Source organism: Ilyobacter polytropus DSM 2926 (assembly GCF_000165505.1).
Classification (GTDB): Bacteria; Fusobacteriota; Fusobacteriia; order Fusobacteriales; family Fusobacteriaceae; genus Ilyobacter; species Ilyobacter polytropus.
The window spans coordinates 223,409-241,206 of the sequence record NC_014632.1 but is presented as its reverse complement, the minus strand read 5'-3'; the positions used below and the strand labels follow the sequence as shown (position 1 = coordinate 241,206).

The following is a 17,798-nucleotide window of genomic DNA, read 5'->3' as shown; positions in this document are numbered from 1 at the left end:
GGCATTTAGCTTATTTTTCACAGGCCTTGATTTTTGGTTATGCCCTGACCAGAGGGAGGAAATGCCCTTGGGGTACTTTTCATCAAGGAAAAGTAACAGAACTTTGGAGAAATTCAATAATTTTTAAAAATATAAACTTAATATTATTTAAGTCCATCTAATACAGGAGAGCTAATCTCACTATTGTATAATAATAGTAAGTAATCTTTTCGGAGGTATAATTATGAAACCAAATAAAAAAATAATAATTACCAGTGTGGTTTTGACACTCATGCTTTTCTTTTTTCTTGTGAAATTCCCTGTTTACATAAAAAATACAGCTATTAAAAAACTCGAAGAAACCCTTGGACGAAAAATAAATTCAGGAAAATTTAAATATAATCATCTCACGGCAACCATATATTTAGAGGATTTCCAAATTATGGAAGCCGATGAAAAAGATATATTTCTCTCTTTTGATTCATTCAATATAAATATAGATCCTACAAAATTCATAGTAAAAACCCTATATTTCAAGGAAATCTCTCTTATAAACCCCACTTTCAGATATGAAGTTTCTGATAAGGGTAAAAACTTTGATGATATATTAAAAAAAATGAGTTCCGGTAAAAATATAGAATCAAAAGAAAACGATATGTTTTTCAAGAAAATAGGTGTAGGAAATATACTTGTAGACAGATACACCTTATATTATTCAGACAGAACTATAAAAGGTGACAGTATGGTGAAATTCAAATCTCCAAAATTCCAGTATGAAAATAATACAGTAAATTTTTCATCTGGACTGGAACTTTCAAAAAAAGATTCTATAGCTCTTTCTTTAGAGGCGGACACCTCCACAGGAGATTTCAAAGGAGTTTTTAATGCTGAAAACATTACTTTAGACGAAAATTCTTTTATAATAAAGAAGATAAAGGGTTATGACTCTCTCACAGGTAACATAAAGGCAGAAATTCCTTTCAGTGGGAATTTTAAAAATAAAGTTTATCTTTTGAAAGGTGACGTTTATTCAGAAAATTTCAACATAAAAAATAAGACTCAAAGCATTTCTTTTAAATCAGGAGATATAAATATAAACGAAATCTCTTTTCCAAAATTAAGTATAAATATAGACAAAATAAATTTGGACAATTTTGTGGCAGACTATAAGCAATCTCCAGAAGATAAAAAAACAAAATCCAACAAATCTTTTGAAATCCCGGACTTTAAAATCAGAGAAATCAATCTATCAGACTCAGTTATTTTGACCTCCAATTCTTCGTTAACAAAGATCGGACTCAGCGGAAAAAATATCTCAAATGAAAAAAATAGTGAGTCGGATATCCAGTTATACTTTAGCCTAGATGAAAAAACATCCATTTCTACAGATTCCACTTTAAGGCTGAAAGAAACATTAAAAAATCCAAAAGATTTACTTCAGCTCATAACTATTGAAGGAAAATTAAATGCCAACGGAGGTGACCTTGATTTCCTTAAATATATTAAAAATCTTCCCTATAAAATGAGTTCCAAAGATTTTTCAATAGGTGGGGACTTTCTTTTCAAGTATCCTAATATTTCTGCCGCTGCAGATATATCTATGAAAAGTTTAGAGGGATTTAATGATAAGGAATCTAGTTTTTCCATGGATCAGATTGAAATGTCAAATAAAATCCATTATCATATAGAGAATAAAAAATTGGATGTTTCAGGCCCTGGAGAGATAAAAAACATGTTCTTCAAGTCAGATAAAGAAAAAAATCTATTTGAGGGGGATTTTTCCTTTCTTTCAAAGGAATTATCAAAAGAATCTTTTATTTTAGATTCTATAAATCTGAAAAATGCAAAGTTAGACCTTACCACGAAACCAAAAGAAACAGAAAATAAAGAAATTTTAGAAAAAGAAAAAAATAAAATACCCTGGATCAAAGTCGCAAACTTCGATATACAAAACTCCCAAATTCTTTCAGATAATTTTTCACTGACTGAGATCAAAGGTTTATTTGAAAATTTATCTACTAAAAAAGGAGAGGGAAAGGTAAACTTAGCTGGAAAATTAAATGATAAAACTTCTTTGGCTATAAAAGGAGATATTCTGTTAGATAAGGATTTAGAGTTCACTGAAGATGTTAAAGATATAGGGTATAGGGGAAAGGTAAGCCTAGATTCACTGGGTATAGAGGATCTAGAGCCATTTTTAAAAGAGATTCCCTATAAAATTGAAGGTGTTGCAACATTAGATTCAGACATATCATACAGTAAAGGCAGTCTCTCTTCACAGAACTCTTTGTCTATTGATAATTTGAACCTTTATGCCAGTGAATCCACAGATGAATTTTCAACAAAAAAAATAATATCATCCTTTCTTATTCAAATTAAAGATAAAAAATACAATATTACAAAAGGTAAATTTAATCTCGATGAGTTCAAAGGAATCTTCGGAAAAAATAAATACTTATCTTTTTCAGGAAATAATATCAGTTTAATTTTAAACCGACTGAATAAAGATGAATTTAATGCCGATGAGCTTATAATTTCAAACCCTGACGTAGTTATTAATAAGAAAACAGAAAATATTGAAAAAACTAAAAAATCAGAAAAATCAAAGATGAGAATAGATATAAAAAAATTAAATATCTCTGATGGGTATCTCGATCTTTTGACCAAAAGTAGTTCTTATCCTATTGATAAACTACTGCTGAAATTAAATGATTTTTCAACTTCTAAAAATAAGAAAACAGATATTATACTTGATTCTGTTATCAAAACCGGTGGAACACTTTCTGCAAAAGGTTCATATTCTCTGAGAAAAGACTGGGAATTTTCACCCAAAACAATGGATATTAACGGAGAATTTACCCTAAATAACTTAGATCTCACACCCTACAAGAATATTTTAGAACTGTATTTCCCAAATTACCTAAACTCTGGAAAAACAGATTGGAAAGCAAGCTACAAAATAGAAAAGGGTAAACTCAATGGAACGAATGACATAACCTTCAAAAATATATCTTTAGGACAATCAACTGGAAACAACACCTCCATCCCCTTGAAAACAGCTGTGGGAATACTTTCTGATAAAAGTGGAAACTTTAATTTAAAGATACCTATTTCAGGAGACTTAAATAATCCACAATTTAAGCTTAGAGATATTTTTATACAAAGTTTAAAGAGTATATTGATAAAAACAGTTACATCTCCACTAAATATTATTACAAAAACAATAGAGTCTGAAGAAATATCAAAGATAAACTTTATCTTTCTTTCAGATAATTTAGCTCTGACTGAAATTCAAAAGTTAGAAAAAATATCAAAGATGCTAAAAGAAAGGGAGGAATTAAATGTCAAATTTATCCTCTATACAGACTTCTTCAGAGAGACAGAGCTTCTTAGACTAAAGAGCATAAAAGATATTATTCTTATGTCCTCAAAGGATTCTAAAGATTTAGAATCCCAAGTCAATGAACTTATGAACTCTAGAAAAGAAAAAATCATAACTTATTTCAGGGAAAAATCTCTAGACAATAGAATTTCAGTAGAGGTTTCCACTGGAAAGAGAATTTATCCCCAAGCTGATGTAATTTTCATCTCTCCATAGAAAAAGGCTGTGCTTGAAGCACAGCCTTTTTAGTCAACGATATTGTTCAGCTATTCTTACCTTAGTAAGTGCATCCTGAAGCGCTTTTTGAGTTGCAGCAATATCTCTGTCCTCTTTGAGCTTCGTCAGCTTAGCCTGAGCAACCTCAGCATCTTTTTTTGCTCTTGCCACATCTATCTCTCTTGCATCTAGAGCTTCATCAGCAAGAATTGTGGTCCGCTCTCTCGATATGTCTATGAAACCTCCAGATACAAAGTATGCCACTTCTTCATCTGAAGATTTTATTTTCATCTCTCCGATAGCAAGTTCCGCCACGAAGGGAGCATGGTTTGCCAAAACTCCCATATCCCCCTCAGTGGTTCTTAAGATAATCATTTCAACTTCTTTTTCAAGAATCTTTTTAATTGGAGTAATCACTTCTAACTTAAAGGTAGCCATGATTATGCATCTCCCTTCATTAATTCCCTCGCTTTTGCTATAGCCTCGTCAATTGTCCCCACATAAAGGAAAGCTTGTTCAGGAAGGTCATCATGCTTACCTTCAAGGATCTCTTTAAATCCTCTTATGGTTTCCTTTACAGTTACATATTTTCCTTCCATTCCTGTAAACTGCTCTGCTACGTGGAACGGCTGTGAAAAGAATCTTTCGATTTTTCTTGCTCTGTTTACTGCTATTTTATCCTCGTCAGATAACTCGTCCATACCTAGTATGGCGATGATATCCTGAAGTTCTTTATATCTTTGAAGTACAGACTGTACCTCTCTAGCTGCTGTATAATGCTCATGACCTGTGATCCCAGGCTGAAGAGCTGTAGATGTAGAATCTAGAGGGTCAACTGCTGGATAGATTCCAAGTGATGCTATTCTTCTAGACAGTACTGTCGTAGCGTCTAGATGAGTAAATGTAGTCGCTGGAGCCGGGTCAGTAAGGTCATCTGCTGGTACATATACAGCTTGTACTGACGTAATCGATCCAGTTTTTGTAGATGTTATTCTCTCTTGAAGAGCACCCATGTCTGTTGCCAGTGTCGGCTGGTATCCAACCGCTGATGGCATTCTTCCTAGAAGTGCCGAAACTTCTGATCCTGCTTGAGTAAATCTAAAGATATTATCTATGAACAGAAGAACGTCCTGTCCCTCTTTATCTCTAAAGTTCTCAGCCATTGTAAGACCAGTAAGTGCCACTCTTAGTCTTGCTCCAGGCGGCTCATTCATCTGTCCGTAAACAAGAGAAGTTTTGCTCAGTACTCCAGACTCAGTCATCTCATCAAAAAGGTCTCTACCCTCTCTGGTTCTTTCACCTACACCTGCAAATACTGATAATCCCCCGTGCCCCTTGGCGATGTTATTGATAAGCTCCATTATAAGAACTGTCTTACCAACTCCTGCTCCACCAAACAGACCGATTTTTCCACCTTTTACATACGGAGCCAGAAGATCGATTACCTTGATTCCTGTTTCGAATATCTCTACTTCTGTTCCTTGATCTTCAAATGCAGGAGCTTCCCTGTGAATAGACGAATATTCTTCTGCTTTCACTTCTCCTGCTTGATCTATTGGTTCTCCTAGTACGTTTAGTATTCTTCCTAGTACTGCCTTACCTACTGGTACTGTTATTGGAGCACCTGTATCTATTACTTCCATTCCTCTTTGTAGACCTTCAGATCCATCCATACAAATAGCTCTTACAACACTGTTTCCTAAGTGTTGCTGTACTTCAGCTATTAGGACTTCTCCGTTTCCACGATCAATTCTAAGTGAATTGTAAATCTTAGGCAATTCGCTATCGAAAGATACGTCTACAACTGGACCAATTATTTGGGTAAGAATTCCCTTGTTCTCCACTAAAACTGCCTCCTCTTCAATAAGGTTTTGAAAAATTCTGCTCAATTTATTTAGAGAGCAGATGCTCCACTGACAATTTCAGATATCTCCTGAGTAACTGCAGCCTGTCTTTCCCTGTTATATTGAAGGTTCAGATCAGCTATCATTTCCTCAGCATTGTCAGTCGCATTTTTCATAGCATTCTTTCTAGCCGAATGCTCACTTGCCGTATTTTCCAAAATAGCCTGATATATTCTTATATTCAGATATTTTGGAAGCAGGCTTGATAATATACCCTCTACCGATGGCTCAAAAATATACGTAGTATTCTCTTGAACCTCTACTCTCTCGATAGGTAACACTTTTTTTACAATTAGCTCAGTCTGCATTGCAGATATGAATTCATTGTAGATCATGTATACCTCATCAAAGATATCTTCATAAAAATATTCTACAATATTTTCACTTATCTCTTTAGCCTTTACAAACATAGTTTCAGGAATCAGCTGGATATACTCAGCTTTAAGATCGTAATTTCTTTTATTACAATAATCTCTGGCTTTTTTACCCACTCCGATAATTGAAACTTCCTTGTCTGGATTTTCGGCAATAAGAATTTCCATCTTTTTTAAGGTGGCATTGTTGAAGCCTCCACAAAGTCCTCTGTCAGAAGTCATCACGATAACCCCTATTTTTTTTACATCCTTTTTTCCGTCGAAAAGCGGATGCCTTTCAGATTTTATCCCTGCAGCGATATTTTTCAGTACATTATCCATACTTTCAGAGTATGGCTTTGACTGATTTACCAGTGCAGAGAATCTTTTAAACTTTGTTGAAGAAACTATCTCCATAGCCTTTGTGATCTGGTGAGTAGACTGAACACTTTTAATTCTACCTTTTAATTCTTTTCCTCCAGCCATGGTCTCACCTCTCTTTAACTAAAGTTTTTTTTGAAATCTTCAATGGCTTTTCTTAATTTAGCTTCTATTTCATCACTAAGAGCTTTTTTCTCTAGTATTTCTTTTAGTACTTCTGTATTGTCTTTCAGATGTGTTATTAATTCTTCTTCAAATCTTCTTACTTCTTCAATAGGAGTGTCATCAACATACCCATTTAAAACCATAAAGAATGAAACCACTTGCTCTTCTACTCTGTAAGGCTTATATTGATCCTGCTTTAGGACCTCCATAATTCTGTGCCCTCTTTCAAGCTGAGCTTTTGTAGCCTTGTCTAGGTCTGATCCAAATTGTGCAAATGTCAAAAGTTCACTGTACTGTGCTAATTCTAGTTTTACTTTGGCAGCAACTTGTTTCATAGCCTTTATCTGTGCTGATCCTCCAACTCTTGATACTGATATACCTGCATTTATTGCCGGTCTGAATCCAGAGTTAAATAGTTCAGAATCTAGGAATATCTGACCGTCTGTAATTGAAATTACATTGGTAGGGATAAAAGCAGATACGTCTCCCGCCTGTGTTTCAATTATAGGAAGTGCCGTTATTGAACCTGCACCTAGATCATCAGATAGTTTTGCCGCTCTCTCAAGAAGTCTTGAGTGAAGATAGAATACGTCTCCTGGATATGCTTCTCTTCCTGGAGGTCTCTTCAGTAGAAGTGACATCTCTCTGTATGCAACCGCATGTTTAGAAAGGTCATCATATACTATTAATACGTGCTCTCCCTTATCCATGAAGTACTCTCCCATAGATACACCGCAGTAAGGTGCCATGTATTGAAGTGGAGCTGGTTCTGAAGCAGTTGCTGCTACTACGATTGTGTATTCCATCGCTCCTGCATTTTCAAGTTTTTTTACTATCTGAGCTACTGTTGATCTTCTCTGACCTATAGCTACATAGATACATTTTACCCCTGTACCTTTTTGGTTTATGATTGCATCAAGTGCTACAGCTGTTTTACCAGTCTGTCTATCCCCGATGATAAGTTCTCTTTGACCTCTTCCGATTGGTACCATTCCGTCTATTGACTTGATACCAGTTTGAAGTGGTTCATGTACCGGCTTTCTGGCGATTATTCCATGAGCCTTTCTTTCTAGTGTCATCATTCTTTCTGTTTTTATGTCACCTTTACCGTCAATTGGCTCTCCTAGAGCGTTGACTACTCTTCCTAAGAGACCTTCTCCTGCTGGAACCGCTGCTACTTCTCCAGTGGCTCTTACCTCGTCTCCCTCTTTTACCCCTGTAGGGTCTCCTAGTAATACGGCACCTACATTGTTTTCCTCAAGATTTAATACCATCCCTCTTATTCCATTAGGGAATTCTAATAGTTCTCCGGCTTTTGCATTACTAAGACCGTATATTCTTGCGATTCCGTCTCCTACTTCTACGACAGAACCTGAAGTTTTAATATCTAAAGATTTTTTATAATTTTCGATCTCAGTCTTTATTATGCTGCTGATCTCTTCCGGTCTGATCTTCAAGCGGTTACACCTCCTACCTTTCGAACTGGCAAGATACTAGTTGTTAGCAACTGTATCAAGCTGTCTTCTAACGCTTCCGTCAATTATTTCATCACCGATTTTTATGATTCCACCGGCAATAATGGATTTATCTATGCTAACTACCAAGTTAACTTTTTTCTCTGTTTTCTTTTCCAGTTTTTTGATAAGCTTAGTTTTCTGTTCTTCACTAGGTTCAATTGCAAAAATAGCTTCTACGTCTACTATCTGGTTTTTTGTATAATAGATTTTCAGGTATTCTGCAACAATTGATTTTATGTAAGACAGTCTTTTCTTTTCTACAAGATAGAAAAGAACATTTAGACTAAAATCCTCAAATTTAGAAAAGATTTTACCTATGAATTCTTTTTTTTCTTCTACTTTAATAAGAGGATGGTCCACAAGGTTTTTAAACTCCTTATCCCCTTTATAAAGCTCCATCACAAGGTTTAGTTCCTCGTAAAGTTCTTTTACTTTTTTATTAGATTCCGACATTTCATAAATAGCTTCTGCATATCTTTTCCCTACTTGCGCTTCTATCATCTGTCTTCGCCTACCTCTTCAATAAAGTCATTGAGTAGGTTTTCTCCCAATTTAGAATCAAGTCTTTCGTTAATCATCTTTTCAGCAAGACTAACCGCTAAAGCAGTAACTTCTGATTGAAGTTCTTTTCTAGCCTGTTTTTTCATTTTTTCGACTTCTAATTCAGCAGACTTTATAGTCTTTTCTCTTTGAGCATTGGCTTCTTTTAAAATAGTCTCTTTTCTTTCATCAGCTTTCTTTTCAGCCCTCAAAAGAATTTCATTAGCTTCTGCCTTAGCCGCTTTCAGGATCCCTTGGGTTTCCTCATTGGCCTCAGCTGCCATTTTTCTATCTGTTTCAGCCTGTTTCAACTCGTTAGCTATCTTTTCTTTCCTAGCATCTAACATCTTGGAGATCGGCTTTTGAAAATATTTTTTAAAGAAAAACATTAAAATCAAAAAGTTTATGATCTGCCAAAACATATTAATGTCAATAGACACAGCAGGCATATTTTGTGTTGCCAAGTCGTCTACCTCCTTTCTGTGGAACGATTTCTATGCATAAATCGCAAAGCTTTCTCGTCAAAATTTGGCAGCATCCCTTTCAGGATAGCGACCTTCCTAAAATTATCCTAATAGTCCGACAAATGGGTTAGCATAAAGTAGGATCAAAGCAATAACAAGTGAATAGATACCTGTAGATTCCGCTACCGCTTGTCCTAGTACCATTGTAGAGATGATGTCTCCTTTTGCTTCTGGTTGTCTAGCTACAGATTCTACAGCTTTACCTGCTGCATATCCTTGCCCTACCCCTGGTCCTATACCTGCGATCATTGCTGTTCCAGCACCTACAGCAGATGCTGCTAATACTACAGTTTTAGCTAATAACATATCCATATTATAATTCCCTCCTTAAAAAATATATTTCTAATAAAAAAATTTAATCAACATACTCCGCGTCTCCAATGGAACCTTGAATATATACCATTGTTAACATTATAAATACGAAACTCTGTACAATACCACTAAATAAGTCGAAATATAGATGCATAGGTGCCGGTATCAAAGCTGGAGCTGCTTTATAAAGTAGTCCCAGTATTACCATTCCTGCAAACATATTTCCAAAAAGTCTGATTGAAATATTTGTCGGCTTTGCAAATTCCCCAGCCAGGTTAATGGGAAACATGAGCGGCATAGGTTCAAACAAACCTTTAAAAAATCCAAAAAATCCTGATACTCTAAATGAAGCAGCCATAAAACTATAGGTGGTTATTAAAGCCAGACCCACTGTTGTGTTAAGATCTGCAGTTGGTGTCCTTAGTGCAGGTGCAATTTTTAAGAGACCGCCTTCAAAAGAAAATCCTGGAATTGGAAAAAATGAAACAATATTTGAAATAAGTATAAATAAAAATAATGTAGAGATATAAGTGAAATATTTTTTCTTCCAAGCACCTAACATTTGTCCTATCAATGCATCAAAGAATGCATATACAGTTTCAAAAAATGCCTGCTTTTTTCCTGGCATAATTTCTAGATTTTGCGATGCCCATCTAAAAATTAATATAAGGAATAACATAACACACCATGTACTGATTATTGTTATTGTTACAGGAAATCCATAACTGCCTTCTGCCATTTTTAAAGCAAAAGGAAAATCATGCATCGACTGTGGAAGTGGCACATAAAACATTATCTTTGGCCCTTCTACCAGTGGTGGAGTTTCAAACTGAACAATTCCAAGCATCTTCATGGCAAAGGTAAAAACTGCTATTATTGCTGCAAGTATTACAGGTCCAAATTTTTTCATAACTCTCCGTTGACCCCCTTTCTTTAAAATTATTTTAATTTTTTTAACCTGCTTTGTATTTTTTTTATAACGGTTAAAATAGCCATAAGTGCAATGTTAAACTTTATGTTCAGTAGACCTATAGCCCCGCCTAAAAAAGTGGGAATACCTAAAAATTTTATAAGTAGACCCAAATAAATACCGTATATCAAATATCTTTTTAGATATCCTGTAACTGTTACTTTAAATGGATTATTATTTCTCACAGCTGCCTCTGCCTCTAGGCAGATACTGTAAAAACCCATACAGGAAATTACACATCCCCCAAACATTCCAATATATATAATTGGACTTCTTATCAAAATTCCATAGATAAGGACAATTATCGTTGTGATAATTGAATTTTTAAGAACTTTTTTTATCTCTTGATTCATCAAACCACCATAAATTTAAGTATTTTTTCTCTTTATTTTTTTTTCATAATCAGCTTATACGAGTTATAAAAACCACTGAATATCCCTATAAGGGTAAAGGTTATAAACAACAAATCACTTGAAAAAAAATACTTTTCAATTATCTTATAAATAATTATAAAAAAAAGAATGTTGAAAACCATAACAAAGCCCAGATAACCGAGCAAAGAGAAATAGTAAACTATATCCTTATAAAGATTTTTCATCAAAATCACCAGCTTTTGAATTGGTTTTCTATTTCTTTATTACATAAAAAAAACGCTCCCCAGCAAGACTGCTTTCTTCATAGATATTTTCCACATGAAGTCCAGATTTCTCGGCAGCTTCCTGTATCTCTTTATGAGTATAAATTTTTTTAATGTGCTTTTCCCTGTACTTTTTATACAGGCCTTCTTTTTCTTCTACAAAAAAAGTTGTCTCTATACAATCTAGTTGATCTTCAAAATAATGTTCCCAGATCACTGTCATATCCTCTCGTTGGTCTATAAAAAATCCATCAGGAAACATCTCATCCATGAAGTTTCTGTCTACAACATCAAATATGTATATCCCCTTGGTATTCAAATGAATTTTTATTCTCTCAAAAAGTTTTTCTAAATCCCCTATACTCACAAGATGATTCACAGTGTCAAACAAAGATATTACTATGTCGTACTTTTTATCCAGACTAAGCTCTTTCATATCTTGACACAGTAACGGAACATCCTTTCCTAAATCGTTCAGTTTTTCTCTAGTAACCAAAAGCATATCCTCAGAAATGTCAACACCTGTACACTCATACTCTTCTAAAAACCTTTTTAGTACTTCGCCAGTTCCACATCCCAGGTCTAGCAAGGTCTTTCCACCGGGATTATTTCCTTCTATAACATAGGATACAAAGTCATGCCATTCGTCATAATCAGCTAACTCCATAAACTTGTCATAAACTTTTGCAAATTCCTGGTACATATTTCACCTCTAAATATAATTAACATTATTGATAAAATCAATAAGATTTTCACAAAAAATCACTAATTTTCACAGTGACATAATACATCATAGCTCATTTTTTTTTTTTTGCATTATTTTTTTTATTTTTTTTATTTTTTTGTTTTTTTTTGAAACAAAAAAAACTTTTTTAGAATTTTTAACCACATTTTATAGACAGTGTACACTTTTGGTACTTGTTAAGTATTCTTTATGTAATAGATATTTACAAAAGATTTATATAGTTTGTGATTATTTTAATTTCATTACTCTTAGAATATAATATTTTAAATTAAATTTCAAGATTTTTAAGAAAGTTCCTTTTTTACTACCTCAGAAATTTCTATAGCTACAGAGTCTACCATCTCTTGATTTTTACCTTCTACCATCACTCTCACTATCGGCTCAGTCCCAGATGTTCTAACCAGTACACGTCCCATTCCGGACATTTCTTCTTCTTTTTTCTGAATAATATCCATAATTTTTTTATTCTTATTCCAAAGGTTCTTTTTATCATTTGATACTTTTATGTTTATCAGTACCTGGGGCCAGTCACGAATATCAACCACGTGTTCATCTAGACTTTTTTCACTATCTCTCAGAGCTTCTACTAATTTAAGAGAGGTAAGCACACCATCTCCAGTTGTATTATAATCTAATAAAATTATGTGACCAGATTGTTCTCCCCCTATATTTAACCCATTTACTTTCATTTTTTCCAGTACATACCTGTCCCCTACATTGGCTCTTATGAGACCAATTCCATTTTTATCCAGATAGTTTTCAAATCCCATGTTACTCATAACAGTTGTTACGACCCTGTTATCATTGAGCTCTCCTTTACTTTTCATTTCCTTGGCAAGGATCGCTATTATTTTATCACCGTCGATGACATTCCCGTTCTTGTCTACTGCCATAAGTCTATCTGCATCTCCGTCATAAGCAAGACCAAGATCAGCTTCATAGCCTGTTACAACTTTAGCAAGTATCTCAGGATGTGTAGAACCACATTTCACATTTATATTTGTCCCGTTTGGAGCGTCATTTATTACAACTATCTCAGCACCTAGAGCCAGAAATACTTGTCTTGCAATTCGGTAGGCAGCTCCGTTTGCAGTATCTAGGATTATTTTCATCCCTGAAAAATCTCCCTTTACAGTGGATATCATATAGTCTCTGTATAAATAATACTCATTGTCTGCATACTTAAATTTCCCTACCTTGTCTCCAGGCATGCACTCTTTACTTATCTCTTCGAATCTATCCATAAGATTTTCTAATTCAAGTTCTACTTCGTCAGGAAGTTTATACCCGTTAGAGGCAAAAATCTTTATACCGTTGTCTTTTGCCGGATTATGTGATGCTGATATCATTATACCTGCATCAGCAGAGAGTTTTCTGGTTAGATAAGAGACACCTGGAGTAGGTATTACTCCTACAAAATCTATATCTACCCCCATAGAGGTCATACCTGCAAAAAGAGCAGATCTCAGCATATATCCTGAAATTCTTGTATCAGTTCCCATTATAACCTTTAATTTTTTATTTGGATTTTTTTTTCTAAGATAATGCCCTATGGCGTATCCCAGTCTCAAAGCTATATCAACGGTTAGTTCCTTATTGGCTTCGCCTCTTATCCCGTCAGTTCCAAAATATTTTCTCAATTTCTTATCCTCCTTCTCAAATTTAATCTCTCTCCCAGGTATCCCGTTACCATACCGGAAAGCCACCCAAGAGCCAGAAAAAGTAGTACAAAACTAAGTATGGATTTAGTATAAACATCTATATTTCTAAACATTAAAAAGTAAACTACAAAAAGCTGTGTTATATTATGCACCACAGCTGAAAAAGAACTTATTGCCATCAAACTAAGATTTTTTCTAAAATTATATAAAAATACCATTACTACGGTACTTGCAGTTCCTGCTGTCAGGCTTACAAAAAAACCTGGAGTAAAAAGGGTTCCGAGCATCAGCCCTTGTATTATTATCCTGAGTCCTACCACTTCAAATGCCATCTTTTTATCAAACTTTTCTAGAGCTATGATTGTAGCAAGATTTGCTAATCCTATCTTCATCCAAGGAAATGGTTTCGGTATTAGATTCTCAAGAAGAGAAAAGTAAAGAGCTATCAAAACCAATGCAATCAGATAGCCCTCTCTTTTATTTTTTAACACTAAACTCTTAACTCCGCTTCGATTCCGATCATTGCCTCGTATTTTTTTATAATAGGATTTACATCTTTTTCAATAAACTCTAAAGTTTGCTCAGAAGAGAATCCAACAAAATTTTTAGGATCTAAAATTTCTAATAATCTTTCCTTGTCTATATTAAAATAGTCATCTTTTATAATTCTTTCTATAAGATCGTTTTCTTTTCCCTCTAGTTTCACAGTTTTTGCTGCTTCCATTGAGTGGACTCTTATTCTTTCGTGAAGCTCCTGTCTGTCTCCTCCACTTTTTACACCTTCCATTATTATATATTCAGTTGCCATAAACGGAAGTTCTGACATGATACGCTTCTCTATCATCTTAGGATATACCACAAGACCATCCATTATGTTTTGCCAGATAAGAAGTATTGAATCTATTGCTAGGAAAGCCTGAGGTATAGAAAGTCTTTTGTTTGCTGAGTCGTCTAGAGTTCTTTCAAACCACTGTGTAGCAGCAGTCATAGCAGTACTCTGTTGCATTGCAACCACAAATTTAGCAAGGGAAGAAATTCTTTCACTTCTCATTGGATTTCTTTTATAGGCCATTGCAGAAGATCCTATTTGACTTTTTTCAAATGGCTCCTCTATCTCTTTGAGGTGCTGTAAAAGTCTTAGATCGTTGGTAAATTTATGTGCTGACTGAGCTATATTTGAAAGCAGATTCAGAATCTCTGAGTCCACTTTTCTGTCGTATGTCTGACCAGTTACTAGGAAACTTTTACTGAATCCCATTTTTTCTGCCACTATTTCATCTAATTTCTTAACTTTTTCAAATTCACCATTAAACAGTTCTAAATAACTTGCCTGAGTTCCAGTTGTACCTTTTACACCTCTGAATCTAAGAGTTTCCGCTCTAAATTCAAGCTCTTCAAAGTCAAGTAGCAGACTCTGAAGCCACAAGGTTGATCTTTTCCCGACTGTAGTAAGCTGAGCTGGTTGAAAGTGTGTAAATCCAAGTGTTGGAAGATCCTTATACTCAATAGAGAATTTAGCCATTGAGTCAATTACATTTACCATCTTTGATTTTAGAATTTCAAGTCCGTCTTTGATTTGAATAAGATCTGTGTTGTCTCCTACATAAGCACTTGTAGCCCCCAAGTGAATTATAGGCATAGCTTTAGGAGCCGCTGTACCAAATGTATGTACATGAGCCATTACGTCGTGTCTGAACTCACGCTCTTTTGCCTTTGCAAGTTCGTAATCGATGTTATTTACATTTGCTCTCATCTCTTCTAGTTGTTCCTCTGTGATGTTAAGACCCAAGTCTTTTTCAGCTTCTGCAAGAGCTATCCAAAGCTTTCTCCATGTTGAAAACTTTTTATCAGGAGAAAAATTCTCCAGCATCTCTTTTGATCCGTACCTTTCAACCAATGGATTTGAATAAACATTATTTTCCAATTTTTTCCACCCTTTCATAAATAATTTATTTTTTAAATGACCCAGTTAATATAGGTATTTTGATCATTGTTTACTTAGTGCCATTACCAAAGCATCTTCCCCTGTATCACCGTAGTAATCTTTCCTTTTAAAGAGATTTTTAAATCCCATTTTTTCATATAATTTTATAGCTGCCAGATTACTTTCTCTGACTTCTAGATGTATATTTTTTTCAACATTTTGTAATATAGTTCTTAGCATTTTCTCCCCTATACCTTGGTTCCTACAACTTGTGTTTACAGCTATTTTGATTATCTCGAAAATATCGATACTATCTAAAAGGATAACATATCCTATTAATCTTTCCTTTTTCCAGACTCCCCAAAAATAATACCTGCTATTTTCAAGCATCTTAAATAAAGAATCCCTGCTATAGTAATTTCCAGGAAAGTATTTTTTCTCCAACTGGTAAAGTTCCTCTATATTGTCTGTATCCATACCTTGAATTATTTGCATCTTATCCCCTTATTTGACCAATCCCATCCTGTTTAACGGCCAGAATCTTACAAATGCCTTTCCTTTTATTCTATTCTCAGCGACAAACCCCCACATTCTAGAGTCATAACTTCCATCTGTGTTGTCTCCTAAAACCATATAATAATTTTCATCAATTTGAGTTTTTACAGTTTTTCCTTCTAAAATATCATCTAGCATATCCTTATCATGTATATAATCCAAAATCATTCCGGTTTTTTTCCCATTTACATAAAAATCAACATCTGGAAGTATTTCTTTTAACTGCCCAGGCTTTTCAAGTAAAAATTCTTGAATTTCTTCTATATCCTCGCTTTTTATTTCAGAGGTATAATCAGCTCCAGGAACAATTTCTACAGTATCTCCTTTTTTGGGAATAGTCCAAGTGTCATACTGTATAAATCCAAGATTAGAATACTCTCTGCTATCTATTCTTTTGTTATTTATGTAGAGGTGTCCAAACTCTATTTTTACTTCTTCCCCTGGAAGTCCCATGACTCTCTTTGTGTATAATACTTTATTTTCCACTGGTTCTCTAAAAACGATTATATCTTCCCTTTTAGGTTGTTTAAAACTATAAACCACCATGTTTCCGAATATTCTGTCTTTTGGCATAATTGTGGGTATCATTGACCCCGTTGGAACAAGAAAATTTCCCAGATAAAACTTTTGAATTATCAGAACCAATATAAGTGCAGACCCTATTGTTTCTACAAAATTAACAGTCTTTTTTACCCCCTTTTGAGTTGTGGGGCTCTCTATATTGAATATAGAAATTACCTTTTGAGAGAAAGCTCCCCTATACTCTTTAATGAGTTCAACCACTTCCTTTTCTTTTATCCATAATAAAAGAAAACACGTTGTTAAAAATAGGTAAAAAATTCCATTAATTACTATTTTTTCTTTTTCCATTTATGCACCTCTTTCAGTATTTTACTTTACCATTTTAACATAATTAATTATTTTTTTCGACTTTTTTTACCCTATTGTCTTTGATACTTATGAGAAATAAAATAAGCCGGCATATGCCGGCTTATACTTCTAGTTCTACTTTTATTTTCCCATTTTCCTGAATCGTATGAAACATAGAACTACATTCATTACAAACGAAATGTTTTGTAACTCTTTCATAATCTACCTCACCTGATAGATTCCCACAATGCGGACACTTGATTTTTTCCATTAAACCCCTCCAATTATTAACAGTTTTTCTTTACCCTTCTAGTATATTTCATCTATTTAGAACTGTAAATAATAGTTATCTTTTTCCTTATTTTGCAATATTCTATTTTTCACAAACTTTAATTTTAAAATATTTCTTACTGCTATACGATTATCATTTTTAGATATTTTTTTATTTTAAAATAATTAAAATTATTCCTATGTTATTTTTTTCTGTATGTTTTTTATGATAATCAAAAAAGCCCAGGGCATTCGCCCTGGACAGTTTTGATATAATTACTTTCTGATTTCTTTGATTCTTGCTTTCTTTCCAGAAAGTTCTCTTAAGTAGTAAAGTTTAGATCTTCTTACTTTACCGATTCTCTTAACTTCGATTTTTTCGATCATTGGAGAGTTTACAGGAATAATTCTTTCCACTCCAACTCCTCCTGTTACTTTTCTAACAGTAAAAGTTTTAGCTACTCCTCCACCATTGACTCTGATTACTACACCTTCAAAAAGTTGGATTCTTTCTTTTTCTCCCTCTTTTACTCTGTAGTGAACAACAATTGTGTCCCCTGCTTTGAACTGAGGCACATCAGTTCTAATGTAGTTTTGTTCTACTAATTGGATTAATTTTTCTTTCATTTCTTCCTCCTCAAAGATATTCATTTAATATTCCTCAGATTAAAGCGGAATACCTTGTATAATAACTTAATTAGTTTATCATAATATTCCAATAAAGTCAATCTATTAAAGCAAAAATAAGCCCTTTAAAATAAAAAAAAGCTTGGCAAGTACCTATCCTCCCAGAGGGCTGCCCCTCAAGTACTTTCAGCGTATGCAGGCTTAACTTCTGGGTTCGGAATGTGACCAGGTGTACCCCTACAGCTATTCTCACCAAGCTGTTATCA

At 34.2% G+C, this 17,798-nt stretch carries 19 protein-coding genes and 1 rRNA gene; 1 reads left to right on the top strand and 19 read right to left on the bottom strand.

Annotated elements, in window-relative coordinates; all coding sequences use genetic code 11:
- Positions 1–223 precede the first annotated feature (223 nt).
- Positions 224–3,577: a DUF748 domain-containing protein gene (locus ILYOP_RS01145; protein ID WP_013386669.1), complete on the top strand. Its 3,354-nt coding sequence runs from the start codon at positions 224–226 to the stop codon at positions 3,575–3,577.
- A 33-nt stretch (positions 3,578–3,610) separates the two neighbouring features.
- On the opposite strand, the gene atpC is transcribed toward ILYOP_RS01145, so the two are convergent.
- From atpC to rrf, 19 genes are all read right to left on the bottom strand, one after another.
- A complete protein-coding gene (gene atpC, locus ILYOP_RS01140; RefSeq protein WP_013386668.1) occupies positions 3,611–4,015 on the bottom strand; it encodes an ATP synthase F1 subunit epsilon in 405 nt (134 codons plus the stop codon).
- 2 nt (positions 4,016–4,017) lie between these two features.
- Positions 4,018–5,421, bottom strand: coding sequence for a F0F1 ATP synthase subunit beta (gene atpD / locus ILYOP_RS01135; RefSeq protein ID WP_013386667.1), 1,404 nt, complete (start codon positions 5,419–5,421; stop codon positions 4,018–4,020).
- Positions 5,422–5,471: 50 nt separating this feature from the next.
- On the bottom strand, positions 5,472–6,320 hold the full coding sequence (gene atpG, locus ILYOP_RS01130; RefSeq protein ID WP_013386666.1) for an ATP synthase F1 subunit gamma: 849 nt from the start codon (positions 6,318–6,320) through the stop codon (positions 5,472–5,474).
- Between the two features lie 14 nt (positions 6,321–6,334).
- Complete coding sequence (gene atpA, locus ILYOP_RS01125; RefSeq protein ID WP_013386665.1) at positions 6,335–7,837, bottom strand: F0F1 ATP synthase subunit alpha; 1,503 nt, start codon at positions 7,835–7,837, stop codon at positions 6,335–6,337.
- A 36-nt stretch (positions 7,838–7,873) separates the two neighbouring features.
- Positions 7,874–8,398: an ATP synthase F1 subunit delta gene (gene atpH / locus ILYOP_RS01120; RefSeq protein WP_013386664.1), complete on the bottom strand. Its 525-nt coding sequence runs from the start codon at positions 8,396–8,398 to the stop codon at positions 7,874–7,876.
- Complete coding sequence (gene atpF / locus ILYOP_RS01115; RefSeq protein WP_013386663.1) at positions 8,395–8,901, bottom strand: F0F1 ATP synthase subunit B; 507 nt, start codon at positions 8,899–8,901, stop codon at positions 8,395–8,397. Before atpF ends, atpH begins: the two co-directional genes overlap by 4 nt.
- 102 nt (positions 8,902–9,003) lie before the next feature.
- Positions 9,004–9,273 (bottom strand): ATP synthase F0 subunit C, encoded by a 270-nt coding sequence (gene atpE, locus ILYOP_RS01110; protein ID WP_013386662.1) that lies wholly within the window; start codon positions 9,271–9,273, stop codon positions 9,004–9,006.
- A gap of 43 nt (positions 9,274–9,316) precedes the next feature.
- Positions 9,317–10,126 carry a F0F1 ATP synthase subunit A gene (atpB, locus tag ILYOP_RS01105; protein ID WP_049774869.1) on the bottom strand — a complete coding sequence of 270 codons (810 nt, stop codon included), beginning with the start codon at positions 10,124–10,126 and terminating at the stop codon, positions 9,317–9,319.
- Positions 10,127–10,212: 86 nt separating this feature from the next.
- Positions 10,213–10,596 (bottom strand): ATP synthase subunit I, encoded by a 384-nt coding sequence (locus ILYOP_RS01100; RefSeq protein WP_013386660.1) that lies wholly within the window; start codon positions 10,594–10,596, stop codon positions 10,213–10,215.
- A 32-nt stretch (positions 10,597–10,628) separates the two neighbouring features.
- A complete protein-coding gene (locus tag ILYOP_RS16225; protein ID WP_041920978.1) occupies positions 10,629–10,841 on the bottom strand; it encodes an AtpZ/AtpI family protein in 213 nt (70 codons plus the stop codon).
- Positions 10,842–10,869: 28 nt separating this feature from the next.
- Positions 10,870–11,583: a class I SAM-dependent DNA methyltransferase gene (locus ILYOP_RS01090; RefSeq protein WP_013386659.1), complete on the bottom strand. Its 714-nt coding sequence runs from the start codon at positions 11,581–11,583 to the stop codon at positions 10,870–10,872.
- A 326-nt stretch (positions 11,584–11,909) separates the two neighbouring features.
- Positions 11,910–13,265 carry a phosphoglucosamine mutase gene (gene glmM / locus ILYOP_RS01085; RefSeq protein WP_013386658.1) on the bottom strand — a complete coding sequence of 452 codons (1,356 nt, stop codon included), beginning with the start codon at positions 13,263–13,265 and terminating at the stop codon, positions 11,910–11,912.
- Positions 13,262–13,777, bottom strand: a complete 516-nt coding sequence (locus ILYOP_RS01080; RefSeq protein ID WP_013386657.1) for a Gx transporter family protein — start codon at positions 13,775–13,777, stop codon at positions 13,262–13,264. Before ILYOP_RS01080 ends, glmM begins: the two co-directional genes overlap by 4 nt.
- Positions 13,777–15,210 (bottom strand): adenylosuccinate lyase, encoded by a 1,434-nt coding sequence (gene purB, locus ILYOP_RS01075; protein WP_013386656.1) that lies wholly within the window; start codon positions 15,208–15,210, stop codon positions 13,777–13,779. The genes ILYOP_RS01080 and purB overlap by 1 nt, the downstream gene beginning before the upstream one ends.
- Before the next feature lie 63 nt (positions 15,211–15,273).
- Entirely contained in the window at positions 15,274–15,705 is a 432-nt protein-coding gene (gene rimI, locus ILYOP_RS01070) for a ribosomal protein S18-alanine N-acetyltransferase (protein WP_013386655.1), read from the bottom strand.
- A gap of 9 nt (positions 15,706–15,714) precedes the next feature.
- A complete protein-coding gene (lepB, locus tag ILYOP_RS01065) occupies positions 15,715–16,635 on the bottom strand; it encodes a signal peptidase I (protein WP_013386654.1) in 921 nt (306 codons plus the stop codon).
- Positions 16,636–16,756: 121 nt separating this feature from the next.
- Positions 16,757–16,906 carry a hypothetical protein gene (locus ILYOP_RS15715; RefSeq protein ID WP_013386653.1) on the bottom strand — a complete coding sequence of 50 codons (150 nt, stop codon included), beginning with the start codon at positions 16,904–16,906 and terminating at the stop codon, positions 16,757–16,759.
- 275 nt (positions 16,907–17,181) lie between these two features.
- A complete protein-coding gene (gene rplS, locus ILYOP_RS01060; protein WP_013386652.1) occupies positions 17,182–17,532 on the bottom strand; it encodes a 50S ribosomal protein L19 in 351 nt (116 codons plus the stop codon).
- A 140-nt stretch (positions 17,533–17,672) separates the two neighbouring features.
- Positions 17,673–17,789: ribosomal RNA gene (rrf, locus tag ILYOP_RS01055) — 5S ribosomal RNA — on the bottom strand.
- Positions 17,790–17,798: the final 9 nt, after the last annotated feature.

Coding starts and splice junctions, on each gene's coding strand:
- ILYOP_RS01145 (WP_013386669.1), top strand. CDS start 224: ATGAAACCAAATAAAAAAATAATAATTACCAGTGTGGTTTTGACACTC.
- ILYOP_RS01100 (WP_013386660.1), bottom strand. CDS start 10,596: ATGAATCAAGAGATAAAAAAAGTTCTTAAAAATTCAATTATCACAACG.
- atpE (WP_013386662.1), bottom strand. CDS start 9,273: ATGGATATGTTATTAGCTAAAACTGTAGTATTAGCAGCATCTGCTGTA.
- atpG (WP_013386666.1), bottom strand. CDS start 6,320: ATGGCTGGAGGAAAAGAATTAAAAGGTAGAATTAAAAGTGTTCAGTCT.
- ILYOP_RS16225 (WP_041920978.1), bottom strand. CDS start 10,841: ATGAAAAATCTTTATAAGGATATAGTTTACTATTTCTCTTTGCTCGGT.
- rimI (WP_013386655.1), bottom strand. CDS start 15,705: ATGCAAATAATTCAAGGTATGGATACAGACAATATAGAGGAACTTTAC.
- rplS (WP_013386652.1), bottom strand. CDS start 17,532: ATGAAAGAAAAATTAATCCAATTAGTAGAACAAAACTACATTAGAACT.
- atpH (WP_013386664.1), bottom strand. CDS start 8,398: ATGATAGAAGCGCAAGTAGGGAAAAGATATGCAGAAGCTATTTATGAA.
- atpC (WP_013386668.1), bottom strand. CDS start 4,015: ATGGCTACCTTTAAGTTAGAAGTGATTACTCCAATTAAAAAGATTCTT.
- ILYOP_RS01090 (WP_013386659.1), bottom strand. CDS start 11,583: ATGTACCAGGAATTTGCAAAAGTTTATGACAAGTTTATGGAGTTAGCT.
- ILYOP_RS15715 (WP_013386653.1), bottom strand. CDS start 16,906: ATGGAAAAAATCAAGTGTCCGCATTGTGGGAATCTATCAGGTGAGGTA.
- lepB (WP_013386654.1), bottom strand. CDS start 16,635: ATGGAAAAAGAAAAAATAGTAATTAATGGAATTTTTTACCTATTTTTA.
- atpB (WP_049774869.1), bottom strand. CDS start 10,126: ATGAAGATGCTTGGAATTGTTCAGTTTGAAACTCCACCACTGGTAGAA.